This window comes from uncultured Tenacibaculum sp. (genome assembly GCF_947498805.1).
Taxonomy (GTDB): Bacteria; Bacteroidota; Bacteroidia; order Flavobacteriales; family Flavobacteriaceae; genus Polaribacter.
The window spans coordinates 1-24,592 of the sequence record NZ_CANMLT010000011.1 but is presented as its reverse complement, the minus strand read 5'-3'; the positions used below and the strand labels follow the sequence as shown (position 1 = coordinate 24,592).

The window sequence follows — 24,592 nt, the reverse complement described above, 5'->3', positions numbered from 1 at the left end:
TTATACCTATTCAATTTATATTTTTACAGAACACACACAACACACTATTAAAAATGCCTAAAAGACAAGACCTTAAATCAATTTTAATTATTGGATCTGGACCTATCGTAATTGGTCAAGCATGTGAATTTGACTATTCAGGATCACAAGCATTACGCTCATTAAGAGAAGATGGAATCGAAACAATTTTAATTAATTCGAATCCAGCAACTATTATGACAGACCCTTCGATGGCGGATCATGTGTATTTATTACCATTAAATACAAAGTCTATTATTCAAATTTTAAAAGAACATCCACAAATTGATGCAGTTTTACCTACTATGGGAGGTCAAACAGCGTTAAACTTGTGTATTGAAGCAGATGAGAAGGGGATTTGGAAAGATTTTGGAGTAGAAATTATTGGAGTTGATATTGACGCAATTAACATAACGGAAGATAGAGATAAATTTCGTTTGTTAATGGAAGAAATCGATGTACCAATGGCTCCTCAAGCTACAGCCACTTCGTTCTTAAAAGGTAAAGAAATTGCACAAGAGTTTGGTTTTCCATTATGTATTAGAGCATCCTTTACTTTAGGTGGTGCAGGTGCCTCAATTGTATATGATGAAGCTGAGTTCGAAGAATCGTTATCTAGAGGATTAGAAATTTCTCCTATACATGAGGTAATGATTGATAAGGCAATGATGGGGTGGAAAGAGTATGAATTAGAATTATTACGTGATGATAATGATAACGTAGTAATTATCTGTTCTATCGAAAATATGGATCCAATGGGAATCCATACTGGAGATTCTATTACCGTAGCTCCAGCAATGACACTTTCTGATAAAACCTATCAGAAAATGCGTGATATGGCTATTAAAATGATGCGCTCAATTGGTGAGTTTGCAGGAGGATGTAATGTTCAGTTTGCAGTTTCTCCAGATGAGAAAGAAGATATTATTGCTATTGAAATTAACCCACGTGTATCTCGTTCATCAGCATTAGCTTCTAAAGCAACTGGATATCCAATAGCAAAGATTGCTGCGAAATTAGCTATCGGATATACTTTAGATGAATTAGATAACCAAATTACTAAATCTACTTCAGCTTTATTTGAGCCAACATTAGATTATGTGATCGTAAAAATTCCTCGTTGGAACTTTGATAAATTTGAAGGATCTGATAGAACTTTAGGATTACAAATGAAAGCTGTAGGAGAGGTAATGGGAATTGGACGTTCTTTCCAAGAAGCATTACACAAAGCTACGCAGTCGTTAGAAATTAAACGTAATGGTTTAGGAGCTGACGGAAAAGGATATAAAGATTATAATCAGATTATAGAAAAGTTAACCTATGCAAGTTGGGATCGTGTGTTTGCAATCTACGATGCTATTGCTATGGGAATTCCTTTAAGTAAGATTTATGATATCACTAAGATTGATATGTGGTATTTAAAACAATATGAGGAGTTGTTCCAGTTAGAGAAAGAAATCTCTACATATACTATTGATACTTTAGATAGAGAGTTATTACTAGAAGCTAAGCAAAAAGGATATGGAGATCGTCAGATTGCACATATGTTAGGATGCTTAGAGAGTGAAGTATATAAAAAGCGTGAAGAATTAAAAATAAAGCGTGTATACAAGTTAGTAGATACTTGTGCTGCAGAGTTTAAGGCACAAACTCCTTATTATTATTCAACTTTTGAAAATGAAGTTGAAACTGCAGATGGTGAGAAGTTACCAGCAAATGAGAGTATTGTAACGGATAAAAAGAAAATTATAGTACTTGGTTCTGGGCCTAACCGTATCGGACAAGGAATAGAATTTGATTATTGTTGTGTGCACGGAGTATATGCAGCCAAAGAATCTGGATATGAAACAATTATGATTAACTGTAATCCAGAAACTGTTTCTACAGATTTTGATACTGCAGACAAATTATATTTCGAACCAGTATTTTGGGAACATATCTACGATATTATTAAGCATGAGAAGCCAGAAGGTGTTATTGTGCAGTTAGGAGGACAAACAGCCTTAAAATTAGCTGAGAAATTAGACCGTTACGGAATTCCAATTATCGGAACAAGTTATGAAGCGTTAGATTTAGCAGAAGATAGAGGAAGTTTCTCAACTTTATTAAAAGATAACAATATTCCTTATCCAGAGTTTGGTGTAGCATCTACAGCAGATGAAGCATTGAAATTAGCAGATGAGTTAGATTTCCCAATATTAGTGCGTCCATCTTACGTATTAGGAGGGCAAGGAATGAAGATTGTGATTAATAAAGAAGAGTTATTAGAGCACGTAGTAGACTTATTGCGTAAGATTCCAAATAACAAATTATTATTAGATCACTATTTAGAAGGAGCAATTGAAGCGGAAGCAGATGCTATTTGTGATGGAGAGAATGTGTATATCATCGGAATCATGGAGCATATTGAACCATGTGGAGTACACTCTGGAGATTCAAATGCAACATTGCCTGCTTTTAACCTAGGAGAATTAGTTTTAGAGCAAATTAGAGAGTATACGAAAACAATTGCTTTAGCATTAAAAACAAAAGGATTAATAAATATCCAGTTTGCTATTAAAGATGATAAAGTATATATCATCGAAGCAAACCCAAGAGCATCTCGTACAGTGCCATTTATAGCGAAAGCTTATAAAGAGCCTTATGTAAACTATGCTACGAAAGTGATGTTAGGAGAGAAGAAAGTAACTGATTTTGATTTCAATCCTCAATTAGAAGGATTTGCAATTAAGCAACCAGTATTCTCATTTAACAAGTTCCCGAATGTAAATAAGAAGCTAGGACCAGAGATGAAGTCTACAGGAGAAAGTATTTTATTTATTGACTCATTAAGAGATGATACTTTCTATGATTTATATTCAAGACGTAAGATGTACTTGAGTAAATAGAAAAATACTTAAATTATATATTATAATCCCCAAAGGAAGTTCCTTTGGGGATTTTTATTGATATCTTTTTAGTAATATTCTGAAAAAAATCTATAGGTTTTAAGGTCTATTTTTTGTTTAAAAACGAAGCTAATTCTTTAGAATTTATTGTGTATCTCTTTGTGATGAGTTGTTTTTGTTCTAATGTAGCGAGGCTTTTTATTGATTTGATTTCTGTGTCAAAGTTTTCTACATATTCGTTGACTTTATAAATGAAAATAGTAGCATCGTTTATTTTTGAAAACTCTTTCGGAAGATTAATGTTTAATTGAGCTTTGTCAATCGTTTGTTCTAGCTCATTTTCACCAATAGATCTCATAACTAACGGGTCGTCTAGTTCGCTAAGAAATAACAACTTATTGTCTTTATAAGCTACAAGAAACATATCTGTAGGAGTTTGGATGTCAAAAGAAAGATTACCATCATTTATGTTTTTTGAAATAAATCGATATGTATGTTTAGTGAATTCAAAAGTAACAGTATAATAGTAATTTTGGACATCACTATTTGTTATAGGTTGACTTTGCGCACTTGAATTTGTTTTACAATGATTAAGTGAAAGAAAAACAGTTAGAAAAAGGAATATAAAATACTTCATGATAAGATTTTAAGATGGTATAATACTATAACGTATATAAGATACAAGAATTTTAAAACTTGCATTATTTGTTTGGTTTTAACGATGAGTTAAAATGGAAATAGAACAAAATCTATATTTTTAATTAAAAGAAGAAATAACACAAATATGCAACCTGTGTTATTTCTTTTAATGTTGTTTATCTTAATGGACTAGTACCAGCCATAATCATGATGTTTAAAGGCATGAATATAGTCTTTGTACATTCCTTTTATATACATATTTGAATTACCAGCCCACATATACGAAAACCAGTTTGTATTATGTATAAAAAGATGATCTCTTCCTGTCTTACGGTTGTCTACAATAAGTTTATCAGAAGCGCCTAAATTCCAACCTCCAATCCAATCGGTTTGGTAAGAAACGCTAACTGTACTTCCGTTCGTAATTACACGACCTAAGTACTGAGTAGACCAATCTTGATTATTAAACACATACAAATCGTCTTTACCATCTCCATTAATGTCGGCAACATAAAACTTGTCTCTATTGTTCATGTTCCAACCTGGTAGCGCATCGTTGTATCTTTTAATGTATTTGTATTGTGTACCGTCAGAACGTAGTAATAACAAATACTCTGGTCCCCAATTGGTTCCATTGAAAACATAAAGGTCATCTTTACCATCTCCATTGATGTCGGCAATGTAATATTTATCTCCAGGTTTACTAGTCCAACCAGGTAGGCTAGCAAAGTATTCTTTTGTTTTCGATAAGGAAGAACCTGAAGATTTAAACATTCTGGTAACTTTAGAATTAGGATTAAATAGAACTAATTCTTCTTTATTATCTCCATTGAAATCGGCAACATAATATTTGTCTGAAGAAGTCATAAAATGCCCTGGTAAGTATTTGTCATAGCGTCTAGCTAAAGAAAAATTGCTTCCGGTAGATCTAAACATTCCCATATACCCTTGATTCCAGTTTGTTCCATTGAAAATATAAAAATCATCTTTTCCGTCTCCGTTAAAATCTGCAATAAGAAAACGATCTCCGTTTCTCATTTGCCATCCTGGAAGATTGTAGTATATTTTTCTAATACATTCAAAACCAGTTGGTGTAGATTTTAAAATTCCCAATCTAGAATATTGTTTGTTTGGATAGAAAACTAGTAAATCATCAAACCCATCTCCGGTAAAATCACCTACAAAAAACTTGTCTTTTTCAGAAACATACCAAGTACCTCCCGGACCTTTAACTTTTTTAGTGGTCATGTAGGAGTTAGCCGGTCTTGTGGTATTAGCACCGCTACCTGTAAATCCTCTAGGTCTTTCTGTTGGGTATGCTGCGATGTATTTTCCGTAATGCAATACTACATCATTGTAGCTATTTCCTTGGAAGTTTCCAATGATAGGTTTATTAAAGTTGTATTTACTTTTTGATTTATTTCTTTTCCAAAACTCGTTATAACTTGGAGGGTTAAACAAGCTGGTGTTTCCTCTCATGGTACTATTACTAGAAGGTCTGTAAATACATTCTTTTTTATATCGTCCACCTTCGAATCCATCAACATTATATTCATTAGGAGCTCCTGTTGTAACGGTGCTTTTTGCAAATTTATTCCATTTACCCGGATTACTACTTTTATCTACATTGACAGCAGACGGATTTGAACCACCAAAACATCCAGGTCTGTCATATTCATCAGCTAGTTTACCTACAGAATGACCTAATTCATGTAATAAAACATTGTTGCTTGTAGTTTTGGTGATGGATAATACTTTTCCGTAAGAACAACCTCCAAATCCAGATTCGTTTAAAATAACAACTACAAATTCTGCTCCAGATAAACCTACTGAGCTTAAAGCGTTATTAATTTTAGAGTCGGTATTTCCAGATTTCGCCATCCAACAGCAATTCCAGCATCCTGAGTATCTAAAGTTTAATGCAGTGTTTCTGCTACTAGCTGTATTATTGCTACAATCATCATTGTCGCAGGTGTATTGTGTAACCCCTGTCTGTGCAGAATTAAGGTTTACACGATAGACATTAAACGCATCTTGTAATTCTGATAATACATTGTCTAAGTTTCCGTTGTCGTGGGTAAACATGGCCTTAAAATAATCGTCTACTAGATTATTAAACTCACTTTGGTTTGTTGAGGTGAATCCATCCCCCATAAAAACGATGTCAAATTTTGATGCAGAACTTCCATTGTATAGTAAAGTTCTTTTTGTTTGTGAATAACAATTGATCACAAAAAATGTTATCAATAATGTTAATATAATATGTGATTTTTTCATTTTGTAGCGAATTAGTTAGTAGTTCTAAGTTTAGTAAAGTCAACTTTAGGAGCTGTTCTTAATATTTGAAAAGATCTGTTAAGTTCACTTTTTCGTAGTTGTTTGTTTTTTACTTTTTGTAAAAGATTTGTGGCTTTTGAGAAGTCTTTAAATTTTACGAGTTTAAGATCAAGCTTTTTAGAAGTTACTTTAGATTTGAACTTTAAAGGCATTTTTACTGTTACATAGGCCTCTTTTGCAGTAAACTCTTTATGATCACTTCTTTCAGGATCAAAAATGGTACGGTAGCTTAGCGGGTTTTCAAAGGTTTCTGCAATGACAGCATTGTCTCCTTCTAGTCCGATAATCCCCCAATCTCCTGAAGTTTCGGTTGATAGTTTATAATCTCCATCTTCTTCTGCTTTAGATATAGGTGTAATACCATTCTGAGTTATTTTATAAGTAACTACCAAGTGTTTTTTACCCGATTTTTTTCTTTTACTTAAAAGAAGGTTTGGAACTTGAAGATCAATCTTTCTTACTCTACTTTGTAGAACGGGTTTAATCCTTCTTACAGTACTCATCTGAGTAGAACCTCTGAATTTTATGTTTTTTGGTTGTACAGGATCCTTTACTTTTTTAGAAGTTTTAAGGATGTTAATGTTTTTTAAGCTAATAAGTTTCTTAGCAGTGTTTAATTGCGGTTTATTAGTGTCTTTAGTTGCATTTTTATCACCAGATTGTTTAAAAGTGATTAACTGAGGTCTGATTAATGTTAGTTTTTTTACTTGAGAAGTCTTAGCAATTCTATTTCGTTCTCCTTGTTTAGAATCGACTTTGTAGAAGTATTTGACTTTAGAAGGAATAATTTTAGAAAGAGCAGCATCTACAGGTGTGTTGGATAGTTGTCCATTAACATTAAAATTGCGGTTATCACCAACAATAAACAAGTTTAAATCTTGTTTAGAAAGCGCATCAATTAGTTTAGAAATAGGAACTTTGTTCAATGTTCCCGTTAGAGAATGGTTGTTAGGGTTGTACTTAATATTAACTTGTTGAGAAAACAAATTAAAGGAAAGAAGTAAACCAATAACTACTAAAGTTAGTTTTTTCATGGTTAAAGTTTTGATTAGTGTTAATTAATTTTTGCGTTCCAAAATTAATTTGAAGAAGTATTTTTACTACAATGTAAAACCACCAATTCACTCAGGAAGTAGACTTTAAATAAAATAGGAAAAGGTAGGGGGAAGGCTAGAGAGAAATTACTTTTAAGGTATAGGGGAAAACAAGAAAAATAAGTTTTTTTTCCTGTTATTTAATAAGTGGTTTTCTTTTCTTTATGAGTAGATTTAAATCTAAAAAAGAATAGTGGTGATAAATAATTTTGATGTTTTATCTAGATAAAAAAGATAAGTTTTAAGGTAATTACAAAGTGATTTTTACATTGTAATTTTCCAAATCTTTCATATGGTCTTTTGGAGAGAAGTTCTCACTATCAAAATCTATTAGACGATTCTTTTTAGTTTCATTTCTATGAATTGCTTCTAAAAATCTTCTCATTTCATTTTCGTTACTAATAATAATTCCAGGAACTTTAGAGTTGTTTCCCTTGTCATCTTTAGCAACCATGGTAAAATAAGAAGAGTTACAATGTTTTACTTTTCCTGATTGAATGTTTTGAGATTCTACACGGATTCCAACGACCATAGAAGTGTTTCCAACATAGTTTATAGAAGCTCGCATAGTAACGAGTTCTCCAACCTCAATAGGATTGATAAAATTCACGGTATCTACCGAAGCAGTAACACAATAAGTACCTGAATGTTTGGAAGCACAAGCAAATGCAATTTGATCCATTAAATTTAATATGTAACCACCATGAATCTTACCGCTAAAGTTAGCATGTGAAGGAAGCATTAACTCAGAAATGGTAATGCAAGTATCTTCTATGTTTTTAAAATTATTCTTCATTTTCTTTTGTAACGCCTCTAAAGTGAGGAGATTGCTCTTCTTCTACTTTTGTAATAAAATACTTTGTGTCACCCAACCAAAAAAATGTTCCAAAGCGTTCTTTATAATGTACCTTTACGTATCTACCTTGGAATTTTTGTAAGTCGTTAATAACCTGTTCTTCCTTATCTTCTACAGAAAAAGAGAAGATCTGCGCGCCAGAAATACCTTGACTAATTTCTCCTTCCCATGTTTTTACAAGTACTCCTTTATAACTAATTTTAATCAATTCACCAGAGCGAACTCCCTCACTATAAGGAATAAAATAGATAAAAGAATAGTATAGAGCAGCAATTAAGGTAATAACTACAAGTATCAACGCTAAAATTTTCTTCATAAAGCCATATTTATTTTAAGCTTAAACAAATGTAAGATTAATATTTTGACTTGTAAAATGAATGGAAATTGGTAAGTTTGCTATACTAGAAAATAGAAACTATGAATTATATCTTATTTGATGGTGATGTGCGTAATGCTTTATTACCATTTACATATACAAAACCAGTAGCTGACATTAGAATTGGAATCTTAACTATTCGTGAGAAATGGGAGAAGTTTTTAGGGTATACAACTACAACAATTACTGAAGAGTATTTAGAAGAAAAGTACCCAATGGTTGAAATGGAAGAAAATGTATTGTTAAATGCTTCTTTTTTACCAACAAAGTCTTTAATCGAAGTAATTAAGAATCTAGGACCAAATCAGGCTGTTTTTAAAGGTGAGGATGTAATTGCATTTTATACAACAGATACACAAGAGGAAGTAGATTTTTCTTCTTATGAAGAAATTGAATTTGAGGATGAAATTTTGCAAGTCAAAAATACTTGGGATATTTTCTCAATGAATGATAAAGTGATTCGTGCCGATTTTGATTTGATTACGGAAGGAAGAAAATCCGCACCGATACCAGAAACGGTAAACTGTATCAATAGAGATGATATTTTCTTAGAAGAAGGAGCTAAGCTAACGTTTGCTACTTTAAATGCTTCTACAGGGCCAATTTATATAGGAAAAGGAGCAGAAGTTATGGAAGGAGTAGTGGTACGAGGAGCATTGGCTATGTGTGAGAACTCTGTATTAAAGTTAGGAGCAAAGATTTACGGTGCAACTACTTTAGGTCCATATTGTAAAGTAGGAGGAGAGGTGAATAACTCGGTTTTAATGGGGTATTCTAATAAAGGACATGATGGATTCTTAGGGAATTCTGTTTTAGGAGAATGGTGTAACTTAGGAGCTGATACGAACAATTCGAATTTAAAGAATAATTATGCTGAAGTTCGTTTATGGGATTATCAAACAGGACGTTTTGCTAAAACTGGATTACAGTTTTGCGGTTTAATGATGGGAGATCATTCGAAGTGTGGAATCAATACCATGTTTAATACAGGAACAGTTATTGGTGTTTCTGCAAATATATTTGGTAGTGGATTTCCAAGGAACTTTGTGCCATCGTTCAGTTGGGGAGGAGCTTCTGGTTTTACCGAATACAAAACTAATAAAGTTTTTGAAGTAGCTGAGGTCGTAATGAAGCGTAGAAATGTGGAGTTTGATGATAAAGAACAGCGAATTTTAGAACATGTTTTTGAACAAACAAAACAATATAGAAATTATTAAAAAAAAGCCTCATTTTAAATGAGGCTTTTTTTAGTTTACTTTATAAATAGGCAATCTCTTATGTGCCTTTTCATAATGTGGTGTTTGTTGATAAATCCAATAGAGTTGTGCCCTTGGATTTTTAGCAAAGTCTTCTTCAGTGACTAACTTTTCTTCAAAAGCTGCTTTAATTTTTGGATTCTTCTTTAAAAAAGTTTCTGCAATGTCTTCAAAGACATACGCTGAATATCCTTCTTTTTGTTGTAAAATGGTATCAAAGAAATTCCAGTTAAAAAAAGAATCTGTAGCTTCAGCTTCTAGTGTTTCAATAATATATCGGATTCCTAATTGATTTGTTGGAATATATATGTCACCTTTTCTAAACTTTATTTTTTGAATAGAAGAACTTACTTCGGTATTATAATGTAAGTAATGTCCTTCGTATGGCGATTTTCTAGTTTCAAAACTCTTAATATGGTTTACGGTTACATTAATAACAGTGTCGTTCTTAAAACGAGAAAACTCAATTTGGTTATTTTGTAATCGATCAACTACTTTATGCCAACCTTGTTGTAAAATATAGGCTTTCGGTATAGGTATTTCTTTGGTAGCTATATAATTGTTATAATAATTAACTTCTTTAGTGTATGGTTTGGTTTGATCGTAAAATAAGCGTTTACCATTGGTAACTTTACTATCAATCAGTTCACCTTCATAACCTTTGAAATTAAAAGTTGAAGGATGTTCTTTATCAACTTTGAAAGCCAAAGGATAAGTGCCTTTCGCTATTATTTTTTGTGACGCTTGTGTACGTAACTCTTTTATTTTTGCTGAATGTGTTTCAGCTATATCTAAAGCAGAAAACATTAGTTCATAGGTTTGTTCTACACGTGGTTTATAGGGTTTTAACATATGTGTTTCCACCATTAATCCAAGAGTATTAAACAACGTGGTGTATCCCGTTGAGTACCTTGGAGAATCATAGAATTGATTCCAACCACTTTCAGGTGTGGTGCCCCAAACATTTACATAAGGAGTAATATCTATGTTTTTATTGTTTAATGATTTTTCCATTTCAGGACGCATAGTTTCTTCTAAGAATTTACCTAAATCTCCTCCCAATTTATTGTGTTGGGTAAACAAATGCGTTAAGGTGTATTGGTAATCTGCTCCATTACTTACGTGATTATCAATAAAAATATCTGGATTTACTAAATGAAAGATTTCTGCAAAGGAAGCCGCATTTTTAGTGTCTTGCTTAATAAAATCCCTGTTTAAATCGTAGTTTCTAGCATTCCCTCTAAAACCATATTCTTTAGGTCCATTTTGATTAGCTCTGGTGTGGGAATTTCTGTTTAAAGCTCCTCCAATATTATATACAGGAATAACACAAATAAGGGAGTTTTTATACAGTTTTTTTAAAGAGTCATTTTGAACAATGTCTCTTAATAATAACATAGATGCGTCAATTCCGTCGGATTCTCCAGGATGTATACCATTATTAATTAAAATTCGATTTTTTGGTGAAGATTTTAATTGTGATTTACCAATGCTTCCTTCAGCATTAAAAACGACTAGATGTAATGGTTTTTCAGCATCCGTTTCTCCCATTTCGAAAAGTGAAATTTCTGGATATGAAGTGGCTAGGTTCTTATAATATGAAATGACCTCTTTATATTCTGGAGTTTCCGTTCTGTTTGATTTTTCAAAGGTAGTAGTAAAATCTACAGGAGCTTTTTCTTTAGTAGTCTTACAAGAAGCTAACAAAGAGATAGATAGTAAAAGAAATAGTTTTTTCATAAAAAGTTAAATTCTAACAGCGTCAGGAACCAGACCTGTATAATCACCATTGTTTCGAATAACGTCTCTTACAATAGAAGAGGAGATATAACTTTTTCCTGAAGATGTTAATAGGAAGACGGTTTCTATTTCAGAAAGTTTTCTATTGGTATGAGCAATGGCTTTTTCAAATTCGAAATCAGCAGGATTTCTTAAGCCTCTTAGAATAAATTGAGCTTCTTGTTCTTTACAGAAGTTAACAGTTAAGCCACTGTACGTAACTACTTTTATTTTAGGCTCATCTTTAAAAGTATCTTCAATAAATTGTTTTCGCTCTTCTAAAGAAAACATATATTTTTTATCGGCATTTACACCAATAGCAATAATTAATTCATCAAATAAAGTAACACCACGTTCAATGATGTCAACATGTCCTAAGGTGATTGGGTCAAAAGACCCTGGGAAAATAGCTCTTTTCATATGTTAGTTGTTTAAAGCTGTTTCAATAGCGTTTCCAAAAAGTTGTGATAAGCTAATACCAGCTTTGTTTGCTTGTTGTGGTAATATACTTGCTTCTGTTAAACCAGGAACGGTATTCATTTCTAAAAAATGAGGAATATCATTTACAAAAATGTACTCCGACCGAGAAAAGCCACTCATATTTAAAATTTCGTATACACGCTTCGCGGTTTCGATTACGTTTTCTTCTTGTTTTTTAGATAATCTTGCAGGAGTAATTTCTTGCGATTTTCCTTCGTATTTAGCTTCGTAATCAAAGAAATCGTTTTCAGAAACTATTTCTGTAATAGGTAATACTTTAGTTTCGTTTTCATAATCAATTACACCAACAGAAACTTCCGTTCCATCTAGAAAACTTTCAATTAAAATTTCCGAATCTTCTTTAAAAGCTTTTTCTATTGCTGAGGCTAATTCTTCTTGTTTGTTTACTTTAGAAATACCAAAACTAGAGCCTGCATTATTTGGTTTTACAAAACAAGGTAGCCCTACTTTATCAATAATTTCCTTCTCCGATACATTATCTCCTTGATCAAAATAAATAGAAGTAGCGGTCGGTATTCCGTATTGTTTTACAACGCTTAAGGTGTCTCGCTTATTGAAGGTAAGTGCCATTTGGTAGAATGGAGCAGAAGTATGTTTTAATTTGATTAAATCGAAATACGCTAAGATAGTTCCGTTTTCACCTGGAGCACCGTGAATAGCATTGAATACACAATCAAAGGTGATTTTTGTACCATTTACTTCCGCAGAAAAATCATGTTTGTTTATAGGGTATTCGTGGTTGTATTCATCAACTAAAACCCATTTTTCTTTTAAAATATGAACTTTAAATGCGTTGTATTTTTCTTTATCAAGATGTTTGTATACTACATTTCCACTTTTTAAGGATATTTCTACTTCCGATGAATATCCTCCCATGATAATGGCTATATTTTTCTTCACTGTTTAGTTTCTTTTGTAGAAGTTTTTAAAAAACGATTATGCTTCAATTTTGAAGCTCATATACAAACTTACCAAAAAAACTCGTTTAATTGTTTAGTATTTAAAAATACTAATATTTTTATGGTAAATTTGTCCGACCTTTTAAAGAATAACTATGAGTAATTTTTCTGAAAACATTAAAGGATTGTTTCAATTTATAAAGAGTAAAACATTTTTAAAACAAATCATTTTTGCTATTGTAGGTATTTTGGTTTTTGTGTTTTTATTGCAATGGTGGTTGGGTGTAACAACCAATCATGGTCAAAAAATACAAGTACCTAATTTGCATAAGATGTCATTGGCAGATGTAGAAACTAAATTGAATGAATTAGATTTAGAATTTGTAATTATTGATAGCGCAAGTTATAATGCGAATTATCCTAAAAAATCGGTGTTAGAGCAAAATCCAGAACCAGGAGATTTTGTAAAAGAAAAAAGAAAAATTTACTTGACATTAAATCCGTCTAAATATAGAGATGTATTAATTCCAGATTTAAATGGTCGTACAAAAAGACAAGCAACAACACATTTGCGTTCGATTGGATTTAAAGTAGGAACCGATGTTAGCTATGTTAGAGATATCGGAAAAGATGTAGTAAGAGGTTTGAAATATAAAGGGAAGAAAATAGAATCAGGAATGAAGTTACCAAAGCAAACGACCATTGACTTAGTTTTGGGAGATGGTAATGGTAATTAAGAATGAAATGTAGATTGATTTATTGATGAAAGAACACGGAACAAACGATATAGAAAACGACGATTTATACGAGCATTATAGATTTGTAGCAACCGATGGTCAAGAGCCATTACGAGTAGATAAGTTTTTAATGAACTTTATTGAAAATGCTACTCGAAATAAAATTCAACAAGCAGCGAAGGCTGGAAACATTTTAGTAAATGATACTGTTGTAAAATCTAACTATAAGGTAAAACCAAAAGACGTAGTTAGAGTAGTATTGGCATATCCACCACATGAGAACTTATTAGTAGCAGAAGATATCCCATTAAATATTGTTTATGAAGATGATGAAGTAATCGTTGTAAACAAAGAACCAGGGATGGTAGTGCATCCTGGGCATGGAAATTATTCTGGAACTCTGGTGAATGGATTAATTCATCATATTGAAAACTTACCTAATAATAGTAGTGATCGTCCTGGACTGGTACATCGAATAGATAAAGATACGAGTGGACTTTTAGTAGTTGCAAAAACAGAATTTGCAATGGCACATTTATCAAAACAATTTTTTGACCGTACCACAGAGCGTTTGTATTATGCTTTGGTTTGGGGGAATATAGATGAAGATACAGGAACTATTGAGGGTCATATTGGTAGAAGTTTTACGAATAGAATGCAAATGGCTGTTTTTCCTGATGGAGAACATGGGAAGCCTGCAATTACTCATTTTAAAGTCATAGAACGTTATACTTATGTAACTTTAGTACAGTGTAAATTAGAAACCGGTAGAACACATCAAATTAGAGCACACTTTAAGCATATTGGTCATACATTATTTAATGATGAACGTTATGGTGGAGATCGAATTTTAAAAGGAACTACTTTTACAAAGTACAAGCAGTTTGTAGACAATTGTTTTAAAGTTTTACCAAGACAAGCGTTACATGCTAAAACATTAGGGTTTACACATCCTAAAACAGGAGAGTTTATGCAGTTCAATTCAGAAATTCCTAAAGATATTACGGATTGCTTAGAGAAGTGGAAGCGTTACTCAGAAAACTCTACGTTAGAACTAGAAGATTAAAAGATATACATAAAAAAAGCAGTGAAAATTTCACTGCTTTTTTATGCTTTTATAATTTGTCGTTTACCAAACTCATGATGCGTTCAAACTGTTCTTGAAGTCCCATGTCGGAATTATCAAATTCAATGGCATCATCTGCTTTTATTAATGGAGAATCTTCTCGGGTAGAATCAATTCTATCACGTTCTTGAACGTTGTGTAGAATTTCTTCATAATTCACTTTATCACCTCTGTCTATGAGTTCTTTATAACGGCGTTTTGCACGTTTGTCAGCAGAAGCAGTCATGAATAATTTTAACTCTGCATCTGGGAAAACTACTGTTCCAATATCACGCCCGTCCATTACAATTCCTTTGTTTTTTCCCATTTCTTGCTGTTCGTTGACTAACTTTTTACGTACTTCAGAAATAGCAGCTACTTTACTCACTAATTTAGAAACTTCAATGGTTCTAATTTCCTTTTCTACATTCTTTCCGTTTAAAAACATTTCTGCAAAACCTAAGGTTTCATTAAAAGTAAAAGAAAGAGAAATATTGGATAAATCGGCTGTTAAATCAACTATATCAAAATGCTTTTCAGAAACATAATTTTGTAGCATAGCATATAGGGTAACAGCCCTATACATAGCACCTGTGTCTACGTAAATATATCCTAGTTCTTTAGCCAGTTGTTTAGCAATAGTACTCTTTCCAGTAGAAGAAAAACCGTCTATAGCTATGGTGATTTTTGAAGTCATATTGTGTGAAAAATAGAAGGCAAATATACGGGAGATTTCTAATAGTTTTTGCCCTTTAAGAACTTAGTTTTTCACAATTTTCTTGAGTGCTGAAAATCAATTGACAGATTATATAATTTTATGTTTTTTTTAACGTTATGCATAATAAGTTGCACATGTAGTGTGCATTTTATATTTTTAACTGTTAATATTTGTTCAATTTTTGAGTGAATACTAACAATAAAAGTGTAATTTTGATTTTCCCTTAAAAAGAACCCTCAGATGTATAAACACATTAAGGCACTTACTTTTTTTATAATTGCTATTGGCCTCCTATATAGCCATCATGTTGTTGGACAAACTTTATTAAAACCAGAATTGTCTTTTGGGACGAGCGCATGTGATGATACCAACGTTAAAAAGGACTTTGTTATAACAATTAGAGTTGGGGGTAGCACTTTTGATAGTGATAATAAATTTACGATAGAACTTTCAGACGCAAATGGGAGTTTTGCATCTCCAACCATTGTTAGGGAAATTACCGACGCAAGTATAAACAGTCAGTTTAATCCAGCAGTATCTTTTCAATTACCGGATGGAACCTTTGGTTCTGGATATAAAATAAGAATTAAAGCAGATAAACCAGCAGCGACAAGTCCAGAGTCTGATGCTTTTTCAGCATATGATATGATTGGCGATGGACCTATACTTATGTTGGTTAATGCTAATGCAACTTTATGTGGAACAGATACTTTTACTATAGAAATTGCAAGTATATCTGGTGAAACAGGAGTTTTTGAATGGTTTAAAGATGGTGCATTAACGCCTTTTACAACAACAACAGAGCCAAGATTAACAGTTTCTCAAGCTGGGGATTATCAAGCTAGAATTGATTATGGTGTTTGTGGTACACGACAGAGTATAATTGCAAAGGTAGTAGGTCTTACTGTTGCAGACGCTCAAATAATTGGAGCTAATGAGATAGAAATTTGTGGAAATGAAACACATACATTCGAAGCAACTACGCAAAATACGGCATTGTATAATTATCAATGGTTTCGAGATGGTACAGCCATTAATGGAGCAACAAGTCCTACCTATGAAACGGTTGCGGGTCAGTTTGGGAAATACAAAGTACAAATAAGTTCTAAAGATGGAAGTTGTTCTGTAGAATCATCTGCTGAGGTAGAGTTAAAACAAAAAGGAGGTGCAAGTTTCAGCGTAAACAATGTACCTATTGATAATAATATAGTTTTACCTGGAGAAGGGAAAAAGTTAGAAGTTACGATAGAACCATCATCTGTAGCTGTAACTTATCAATGGTTTAAAGATGGTAATCCATTACCATCTACAAGTAGTGAATGGACTGCGGTTGAACCGGGGTGTTATTATGTACAAGTAACTAGTACGGCATCATCGTCATCGTCATGTCCTGAAATTGTAAATTCAGAAGAGGTTTGTTTGTTAGGAGTAAGTGAATTCATTACAACTATTATTGCAGATCCTTATATAGAATGTCAATCAACAAACACTACATTAAAAATTATAGGGATAGATGTAAAGGCCACTGATGATAAAACGTATGGCTTGAGTGATGCTCAATTAAATGCAACGCCTGCATTACTTTCGTATCAATGGCATAACGCTACCGGACCAATTACAGGAGCTACAGGAACTACATATGCTATTGGTTCATATACAGAAAATGGTTCGTATTTCTTAAATGTAGAAGCAGGAAACAAAAATACAAATTCAGACCCTTTAGATATAAAATTAATTGCACCAGATCCTATTATTGATTCTAATCAGGCTTCAAATTCTTTATGTGATGGTGGTACTATTAGATATACTATTAGAGATGGTTTGTTGGCAGGATATACTTATGAATGGTATAAAGACGGTGCAGCAGCGCCGTTTGCAACTAATGTAGATTTTATTGATGTTACAGAGGTTGGTTCGTATACCTTAAAATTCTTTGATGCAAATTGTTCAAAAACGTTAGACCCTATTGAAGTGGTTCCGTTTGATGAATCAGTAGTACAGGTAACTCCTTCAGAAATAGTGGTTTTACAGGTAGGGCAAACGGTTACGGTTACTGCTAGTGGGGCAGAATCGTATGTGTGGTATCAAGGAGATGGTACTACAGGAACAATTTTATCTACCAATGAAACGTTAGATGTAAGTGCTTTTGGTTTTTATACAGTAGTAGCAACCGTGGGAAGTTGTACTGTAGAAAAAAAGATAGAGGCTGTAGAGCAGGATGATCAACTTATCGTGCCAAATATTGTTTCTCCAAATGGAGACGGAATTAATGATACCTGGCAGATAACCAATAGATTGGCTTTTCAACCGACAGTTGATATTATTATTTTTAATGCCAATGGTAAGGAAGTGTTTAAGACAACCGATTATCAAAATAATTGGCCTCAAGAAAATTTAGGAAACCAAAAAGTATTTTATTATAAAATAATAAGAGAAGATGTACTTGTCAAAGCAGGTACAATTTCTGTTTTAGATTAAAAAGTATGGTGAAAAAATACGTAGTTTATACTTTGTTGTTTTTAAGTTTGTTCAGTGGAGCTTTGCTTCATGGGCAAACAACGAATAGTGGACAAGAATATAACACCTTTAATTCTCGTAGCTTTATGAAGTTCAACCGTTTTTTAACGGTGCCAACTTTTTCTGCTTTAAGAGAAAATAAAACTTCATTAACAGCTATTGTTCGAAATAGTAATATTGAGTTTGAAGATAACCCAAGAGTTTATATTGGAGCGTATTCGGGGAAAATGCGTGATAATGTTGGAGCAGGTATAGCTATATACCAGCAAGAAGTTGGAGTTTTTAAAGATTTTGGAGCCATTGCTAATTACGCACAAAGATTACGTTTAAATGAAAACATGGATTTAACCTTTGGGTTTAATTTTTTATATAGTAGAAGAAGTGCAGATGCAGTAAAGGTAAATTCTACAGTTCCAGATCCACAAGTAGCAAATTTTCAAGACATTCCAATTGTGATGTTGCAACCAGCTGTAACAGTTTCTTTTGGAAAGTTTGATGTTGGGGTGTTTTTTGAGAACTTGGTAGATTTTAACTTGAAAGAGAGCAAAATGGCCACTTCTTTTGGAGAAAAAACATATTCTGCACATGCAATGTATTCACATGAGTTTACCTATGCAACAGGAATGTTAGAAGGTGCCGATTTACGATTTTTAGGTATTGCAAGAAAACCAGGAGAAGGAAGCTTTGGGTATGCAGCAAATGTTATTTTTGATTTACCAAAAGCAGGTTGGGCAAAACTAGGATATGATAAAGATTTTGGGATTTCTGCTGGTGTAGGTGTTAATATATCAGAGAAGCTTGCTATTGGTTTTAGTTATGAAAAATCAAGTTTTGCTGCAACAAATGAAGTAGGAATTATTTATAATTTTGGTAAGAAGTCATTTAAACCTAGAAGAATTCCACCACGTAGATCTGGAAAAGTAAAAGTTTCATTGCCAGAAAGAAAGCCTGAGACAAAGAATGAGTATAATAATCCAGAACACAACGATTTATCGGATGAAATTCAAAGAGCACAAGACTCTATAGATATTTTAAATAAGAAAGTTGATGAAATTTTAAAGTTATTAAAGAATCAACCAACCAATACAACTACAATTATTCAGCAACCTAAAGAAGATGCTGAAGAAAAGGATACTTCTTTAAAACGAAGAAGTGATAAACCTTGGAGAAAGAGTTATGTTGAAAGAGCTGGAGGTGGTGGTACTATGTATTATATTGTTTTAGACCAGTTTAGAAACAAGAAAAATGCAGATGCTTTAATTAATAAATTTAAGAGCAGAAATAAAGATTCGGATATTGTTAAATATGTATTTGAACCTAATAAGAAAATCTATTATGTTTATGTAGATAGGTTTGCCAAGGAAGAAGATGCTGATGAAATGCTTGAAGATTTTAACGATAGTACGAGACAGTTTGAAAACGAAGATGAAGATGATGTTGTAATTAAAGTTAAAAAGGAAGTTAAAGATCCAGTTTATAAAGTAAAAATTACCTTAGGAGGAGAAGCAGGTTCTTACAGAGAACCAAAGTCACAACCCCCTGCAAGAGTAAGAACATTATCTAAGTCAGATGGTATAGAGCCAGGATATTATTTACAAGTATATGTAAATGGTTTAAAATCATATGCAGATAGAAATGTAGACGAGTTAAGAAGTGATGGTATTGATGCAGGATATTTTATAAATCCAGCAACAGGATATTATCATACCTATATATTTAAAACGAATAGTAGAGAAGAAGCTATTCGTATGTATAATAGTAATTTAGATGGTGCGTTTTATGATAGGAAATCTATAATTCACATAAAATAATCTAAATTTGCATATAATAAAATAATTATAAATTCAATTCCCCTTGAATATGATTAAAAAAATACACTTAGTATTTGCCGCTTTTTTATTTGTGTTAAATACTTTTTCACAAATAAAAGATCAAAAAGTTACAGAAAGATTAACTGTCAACAGAAGGCCAGACGTTGCCTTTACAAATCGTTTAGGTGCTGGAGGTTTAAATGTAAGAGGAGATATAACCTTTATTGCTAATAATATTCTTAGTAGAGATGATAGTAGTGGTTCTCCAACTGATCCTTATGATGGGTCAGATTCCAATGGTAATGTAAATATGCAATATATTGACATTGATGGTATGGTTGATGAGAATGGTGATGGAGATGATGACACTTTTTGTTCGTCTAAGTCGACACTAAACTTACCGAATTGTTCTAGAGTAGTGTTCGCTGGATTATATTGGGGAGGAGTATATCCTTATGATAATTGGGAGGATGAAAACCCCAGGGGAGATGAGTACAGGGATATGAAGTTAAAACTTCCGGGAGATACAACCTATAGAGATATAAATGCAGGAGTTAGTGAAGTAATTTATGCTCAAAATGATCTTCCTAGTGCTAGACCATATGTTTGTTTTAAAGATATAACAGCAATGGTTTCTGGATTAGCAGATCCTAATGGAGAGTATTTTGCAGCAAATATTAATGCAACAGTTGGAGAGGATGAGGATAACGGGCTTGGAGGCGCTGGAGGATGGACCATAGTTATTATTTACGAAAATGAAGGGTTGTCTAGTAAAAACATATCTGTATTTGATGGGTTTGCTACAATTAATCCAACTTCAAATCCATTTACAGATATTTCATATTCAGGATTTAAAACAATTCCTGTAGGACCTGTAAGAGCTAAGATTCTGGTAGGTGCTTTAGAAGGTGATAATAGTATACCTGGAGATAGTTTTCAAATTCAAGATACCAATGGAGATTATGTAGATCAAACTACTCCAAATATAAATCCAGCGACCTTTGGCTGGGTATGGGATGCCACTATTGGATGGTGGGTATGGGATAGAATATATAACTTTTTTAATGGTTCTATAAGTGAAAATGATACCTTTTTAACAGGGCCTGGAAGAGAACCTGATAGTGAGAATACATTAGGATTTGATGTAGATTTATTTGAGGTAGATAATGGAGGAAGTAATGGAATAATAGGGAATGGTCAAACTAGCGCAAATCTCCGATTTACAACCGATGGGGATGTCTACTGGCCTTTTCTAAATGCGTTGGCAGTAGAAGTTATAGAACCAAAACTACGTTTAGTAAAAACAATTGATGATGGTGCTGGAAATGACTTATCAGGTACAGCATTAAATTTAGGTGATTATTTATGGTACGAAGTAAGTTTCCAAAATACTGGAACGGACGATGCCTTAGATACTGAGTTAATTGATAGACTTCCTAAAAATGTTGATTTAATAGAAGCAGATATTGATTTATCTCAAGCACCTGGAGTAACCTATACTTATACAGCTCCTTCTTTAGCCAATGGGTTTAGAGGAGAATTAAACTTTGATATTCCAGATAATTTAGTAGAGGAAAATGACCCAGCATATAGAGTTAGGTTTAGAACTCGAGTAGTAACAGATTGTAGTCAGTTAAGAGACGTTTGTTCAAATAGAATTCAAAACCAGGCTTTTGCAAATTATAGTAGAGATGAATCTGCTACGGGTGATCCTGCATATGATAGAATTATAAATGAACCAAGTTTCGCAGCCATTGATGCCTGTGATTTTGGAGTTGTGGGTACTTCAAACTTCTTAGTAGATACCAGTGGATGTGTTTTCGAAAGAGACCAAGTAATTTGTGGTAGCAGTGTAACCTTAACAGCAGGAAATGGTTTTGATACCTATGTATGGACGGATTCTTCCGGTACCGTTATAGGAAATTCACAATCAGTTACCGTTAATGGACCTGGAAGGTATACCGTAAATACAACAGCACCAGTAGGTTGTGTTAATACACAGGAAATAGTAAATGTTATTTCATTTAGCTCAGAACCGAACCCACTTCAACCATTTGCAGACCGTTTATTAACAAGTTGTCCGAGTAATAGTTTTGATCTTGCAGAAATTTATTTATGTGGAGATGGTAGTGCGAGGACGATCAATTTACCTTTTGATCCAGCCTCAGCAACAACAGTACGTTGGTTTCAGTTAGATGAAACATCATGTCCAGATGAAACCGTAACGGGATGTGCAAATATTAATACCGCATGTACTTGGAATGAAGTAGGTTCAGGAGAATTATCTCAAACATTTACAGATGCAGGTGAATTTAGATTAGATGTTTTATACGATGGGCAATGTCCAAGAAGTTTTTACTTCAATGTATTTAAAGCAACCTTAAATCCAAGTATCGTAGTAAATGATATTACTTGTAGTGCTCCAGGAGAAATTATTATAAATAATATTCCTGTAGATTACGAATATAGTTTAAGTGGTGTTGCAGGAACAGCTACAGATGGATATTTTGTAGATTATCAAACAAGCAACACATTTGCAGTTACTCAGGCAGGAGATTATAATTTATCAATTAGACTAAACAATCCTACTGCTGCATCTTGTGTATATTCATTCCCATTAATAAATGTTAGAAGTTTAGATATTGATTTAGATGTGATTACATCTAATATGGCATGTGCTAATGAACCAGCATCTATTCGTGCACAGGTTAATAATGTGCCAGGAGATTATACCTATACCTTATCGCAAGGAGGAAGTGTAATAGGAAGTCATGGACCGGTTGCAGATAATAATTATGTGTTTAATGTAACCGATGGAGGAACTTATACAGTTACTGTAACTACACCACAATGTACTGCTACAGAAACGGTAGTAATTACTGAGCCTGCCGAACTTACTTTAAGTGCAGTTAAGCTGAAAGACATTACTTGTTTAAATGGAACTTCCAATGGAATTATTGAGTTAACTGCTGGAGGAGGAACAACAGATCCATCTTCTGGAATTTTATATTCGATGGCAGTTTGGTCTAGCCCGGCTATAGGAACACCTTATACAGATATTACCGATGTGCCGGCTTCAGAGTTTGTTAGTATGGCAACAAATACATTTACATTTGATGTTCCTAATGGAAATGAAGGAACTTATCAATTTGCAATCGTAGATGACAACAATTGTTATCTTCTTTCTCAACCTGTTGAAATTCTCGTAGAAGCACCGTTAACATTTACAAATTCTGCGACACCAGTATCTTGTAATGGAGGAACGGATGGAGTAATTAATGTTGGAGTAAACGGAAGTTCATTAGGGTATACTTTAGAATATAGTATCGATGGAGGAACCAATTGGAATACTACTGGAATATTTAATAATCTAGCTCCAAATACATATACAATTGATGTAAGAGCATCAAGAGCTACATATCAATGTACTTATTCAATTCCAAATATTGTAGTTACAGAGCCAGATGCAATCAGTGCTACAGCGAGAATTACACAGAATTATACCTGTACAGAAACAGGAGAAATTACTATTGAAAATGTAACAGGAGGAACCGCTCCTTATATTTATGAAATAAGTGATGGTACAAATACAAGTGCTTCAAATAACCCAGTTAAAGGAGGGTTAACAGCAGGTACCTATACATTAACTGTTCAAGATGCAAATGGATGTAGATTTACAATTAATCCAAGTATTACTATTGCAGGGTTACCTGGAGCGCCTGCTCTAACAAGTGGGATTGTATATAATTGTGATGGAACAGGAAATATAACAATTACACCAAATCCAACAGGAACATATACATATAGTTTAGATGGAGGAACAGCTCAATCAAGTAACGTGTTTAACAATGTTGCTGTTGGTGGGCATACTATTACAGTAGATTACGGTAGTAATTGTACTGAGGATATTAATGTAACAGTCGCTCCAAATAATGAATTTTCAGCAACTGTTACCGGAAGTACAAATGCAACGTGTCATGATTCAAGTGATGGAACAATAACCATTACAGGAACTAATTTTATAGGAGCAAATTATGAGTATTCTATAGATGGGGGAGCAACATGGGGTGTTGCAGTAGATAACCCTTATAGAATAATTGGACTATCTGATGGTGTATATGATGTAAGAGTAAGAGAAACAGATGGAGCTGTAAATTGTGATATTAGTTTAGGTCAAGTAACCCTTACAGAACCAACACCATTAACTGTAAGTGCAGCAGTAACACAAGTAGCATCATGTTCAGGGCCAGGTGCAACAATAACAGTAACGGCTAATGGAGGTACACCTCCATATACATATTCTATTGATGGAGGAACTACTTGGCAAACATCAAATGTATTTACCAATGTAGCAGCTAGCGCAACAGATTATACAATTGAAGTTAGAGATAGTAGAAATTGTACATTGTGTGGATGTAATACAGATGCATTCCAAAATGGAAGTTTTGAAGATGTACCAACAGCATTCACAGGATTTAGGCTTATAAATGAGAATGATATTCCTGGATGGGATTCAACATCTGCAAATAGCAGTATACCATCAAATAACATAATTGAAGTATGGAGATCTGGATTTAATGGAGTTCCTTCTTCTGATGGAGATTATTTTGTTGAGTTAAATGCATCTCAGGAAGCATTATTATACCAAGAGTATTGTACAAGACCTGGAGACGTAATCTCTTGGTCAGTAGATCATAGAGGTAGGGCAGGAACAGATGTTGCTTCTGTTAGAATTGGTTCGGACTTAGTTTCAGCAAGTGTTGTAGAAACGATGACTGATGGGACTAGTGCTTGGGGATCATATTCAGGAACTTATACTGTTCCAGCAGGACAGACCACTACTGTTTTAATCTTTGAAGCAGTTTCAGCGGCAGGAAGTATTACTGTAGGTAATTTTATTGATAATGTTGGAATTTCTATTGCATCAACTACCTGTGTACCAGTAAATGTATCAGTAACTGCTCCAGATCCAATAACTTTTGACGTAGTACCAGAATCGTGTTATGATGGTACGAATGGTACATTGGCAGTAAATGTAACTGGAGGAAACGGAGAATATCA

General features: G+C 33.3%; 15 protein-coding genes and 1 pseudogene. 7 read left to right on the top strand and 9 right to left on the bottom strand.

The genetic code is table 11. The features are described 5' to 3' along the window. Positions 1 to 53: 53 nt before the first annotated feature. Positions 54 to 2,906, top strand: a complete 2,853-nt coding sequence (gene carB / locus Q0873_RS17305) for a carbamoyl-phosphate synthase large subunit (RefSeq protein WP_299109806.1) — start codon at positions 54 to 56, stop codon at positions 2,904 to 2,906. Positions 2,907 to 3,012: 106 nt separating this feature from the next. Here carB and Q0873_RS17300 read toward each other — a convergent pair whose 3' ends face one another. The 5 genes from Q0873_RS17300 to Q0873_RS17280 form a co-directional block, all read right to left on the bottom strand. Further along, positions 3,013 to 3,543: a hypothetical protein gene (locus tag Q0873_RS17300; protein ID WP_299109803.1), complete on the bottom strand. Its 531-nt coding sequence runs from the start codon at positions 3,541 to 3,543 to the stop codon at positions 3,013 to 3,015. A 191-nt stretch (positions 3,544 to 3,734) separates the two neighbouring features. Beyond that, positions 3,735 to 5,822 (bottom strand): M64 family metallopeptidase, encoded by a 2,088-nt coding sequence (locus Q0873_RS17295; RefSeq protein WP_299109800.1) that lies wholly within the window; start codon positions 5,820 to 5,822, stop codon positions 3,735 to 3,737. A gap of 11 nt (positions 5,823 to 5,833) precedes the next feature. Beyond that, entirely contained in the window at positions 5,834 to 6,916 is a 1,083-nt protein-coding gene (locus tag Q0873_RS17290; protein WP_299109798.1) for a hypothetical protein, read from the bottom strand. Positions 6,917 to 7,226: 310 nt separating this feature from the next. Continuing rightward, on the bottom strand, positions 7,227 to 7,772 hold the full coding sequence (locus Q0873_RS17285; RefSeq protein WP_299109795.1) for an acyl-CoA thioesterase: 546 nt from the start codon (positions 7,770 to 7,772) through the stop codon (positions 7,227 to 7,229). Next, the gene (locus Q0873_RS17280; protein WP_299109792.1) at positions 7,762 to 8,148 is read right to left on the bottom strand and encodes a 6-phosphogluconate dehydrogenase; all 387 of its coding nucleotides are present in this window, start codon (positions 8,146 to 8,148) and stop codon (positions 7,762 to 7,764) included. The genes Q0873_RS17285 and Q0873_RS17280 overlap by 11 nt, the downstream gene beginning before the upstream one ends. Before the next feature lie 101 nt (positions 8,149 to 8,249). On the opposite strand from Q0873_RS17280, the gene Q0873_RS17275 reads away from it, so the two are divergent. Continuing rightward, entirely contained in the window at positions 8,250 to 9,425 is a 1,176-nt protein-coding gene (locus Q0873_RS17275; protein WP_299109790.1) for a GlmU family protein, read from the top strand. 30 nt (positions 9,426 to 9,455) lie between these two features. Here Q0873_RS17275 and Q0873_RS17270 read toward each other — a convergent pair whose 3' ends face one another. The 3 genes from Q0873_RS17270 to Q0873_RS17260 are packed head-to-tail and all read right to left on the bottom strand — an operon-like array spanning position 9,456 to position 12,644. After that, positions 9,456 to 11,204, bottom strand: a complete 1,749-nt coding sequence (locus Q0873_RS17270) for a M14 family metallopeptidase (protein ID WP_299109787.1) — start codon at positions 11,202 to 11,204, stop codon at positions 9,456 to 9,458. A 6-nt stretch (positions 11,205 to 11,210) separates the two neighbouring features. Next, on the bottom strand, positions 11,211 to 11,663 hold the full coding sequence (coaD, locus tag Q0873_RS17265) for a pantetheine-phosphate adenylyltransferase (protein WP_299109783.1): 453 nt from the start codon (positions 11,661 to 11,663) through the stop codon (positions 11,211 to 11,213). Positions 11,664 to 11,666: 3 nt separating this feature from the next. Continuing rightward, on the bottom strand, positions 11,667 to 12,644 hold the full coding sequence (locus tag Q0873_RS17260) for a D-alanine--D-alanine ligase (RefSeq protein WP_299109779.1): 978 nt from the start codon (positions 12,642 to 12,644) through the stop codon (positions 11,667 to 11,669). A 154-nt stretch (positions 12,645 to 12,798) separates the two neighbouring features. Here Q0873_RS17260 and Q0873_RS17255 point away from each other — a divergent pair, with 154 nt between their 5' ends. Both Q0873_RS17255 and Q0873_RS17250 read left to right on the top strand, forming a co-directional pair. Continuing rightward, positions 12,799 to 13,380: a PASTA domain-containing protein gene (locus Q0873_RS17255; protein WP_299109776.1), complete on the top strand. Its 582-nt coding sequence runs from the start codon at positions 12,799 to 12,801 to the stop codon at positions 13,378 to 13,380. Positions 13,381 to 13,405: 25 nt separating this feature from the next. After that, complete coding sequence (locus tag Q0873_RS17250; RefSeq protein ID WP_299109773.1) at positions 13,406 to 14,446, top strand: RluA family pseudouridine synthase; 1,041 nt, start codon at positions 13,406 to 13,408, stop codon at positions 14,444 to 14,446. Positions 14,447 to 14,495: 49 nt separating this feature from the next. On the opposite strand, the gene cmk is transcribed toward Q0873_RS17250, so the two are convergent. Then, positions 14,496 to 15,182 (bottom strand): (d)CMP kinase, encoded by a 687-nt coding sequence (gene cmk, locus Q0873_RS17245; protein WP_299109770.1) that lies wholly within the window; start codon positions 15,180 to 15,182, stop codon positions 14,496 to 14,498. Between the two features lie 261 nt (positions 15,183 to 15,443). Between cmk and Q0873_RS17240 the strand changes: the two genes are divergently transcribed. The 3 genes and pseudogenes from Q0873_RS17240 to Q0873_RS17230 all read left to right on the top strand — a co-directional run. After that, entirely contained in the window at positions 15,444 to 17,681 is a 2,238-nt protein-coding gene (locus Q0873_RS17240; protein ID WP_299109767.1) for a gliding motility-associated C-terminal domain-containing protein, read from the top strand. A gap of 5 nt (positions 17,682 to 17,686) precedes the next feature. Next, positions 17,687 to 19,531 (top strand): PorP/SprF family type IX secretion system membrane protein, encoded by a 1,845-nt coding sequence (locus Q0873_RS17235; protein WP_299109764.1) that lies wholly within the window; start codon positions 17,687 to 17,689, stop codon positions 19,529 to 19,531. A 49-nt stretch (positions 19,532 to 19,580) separates the two neighbouring features. Then, a pseudogene (locus tag Q0873_RS17230) lies at positions 19,581 to 24,592 on the top strand (hypothetical protein); the annotation flags it as partial.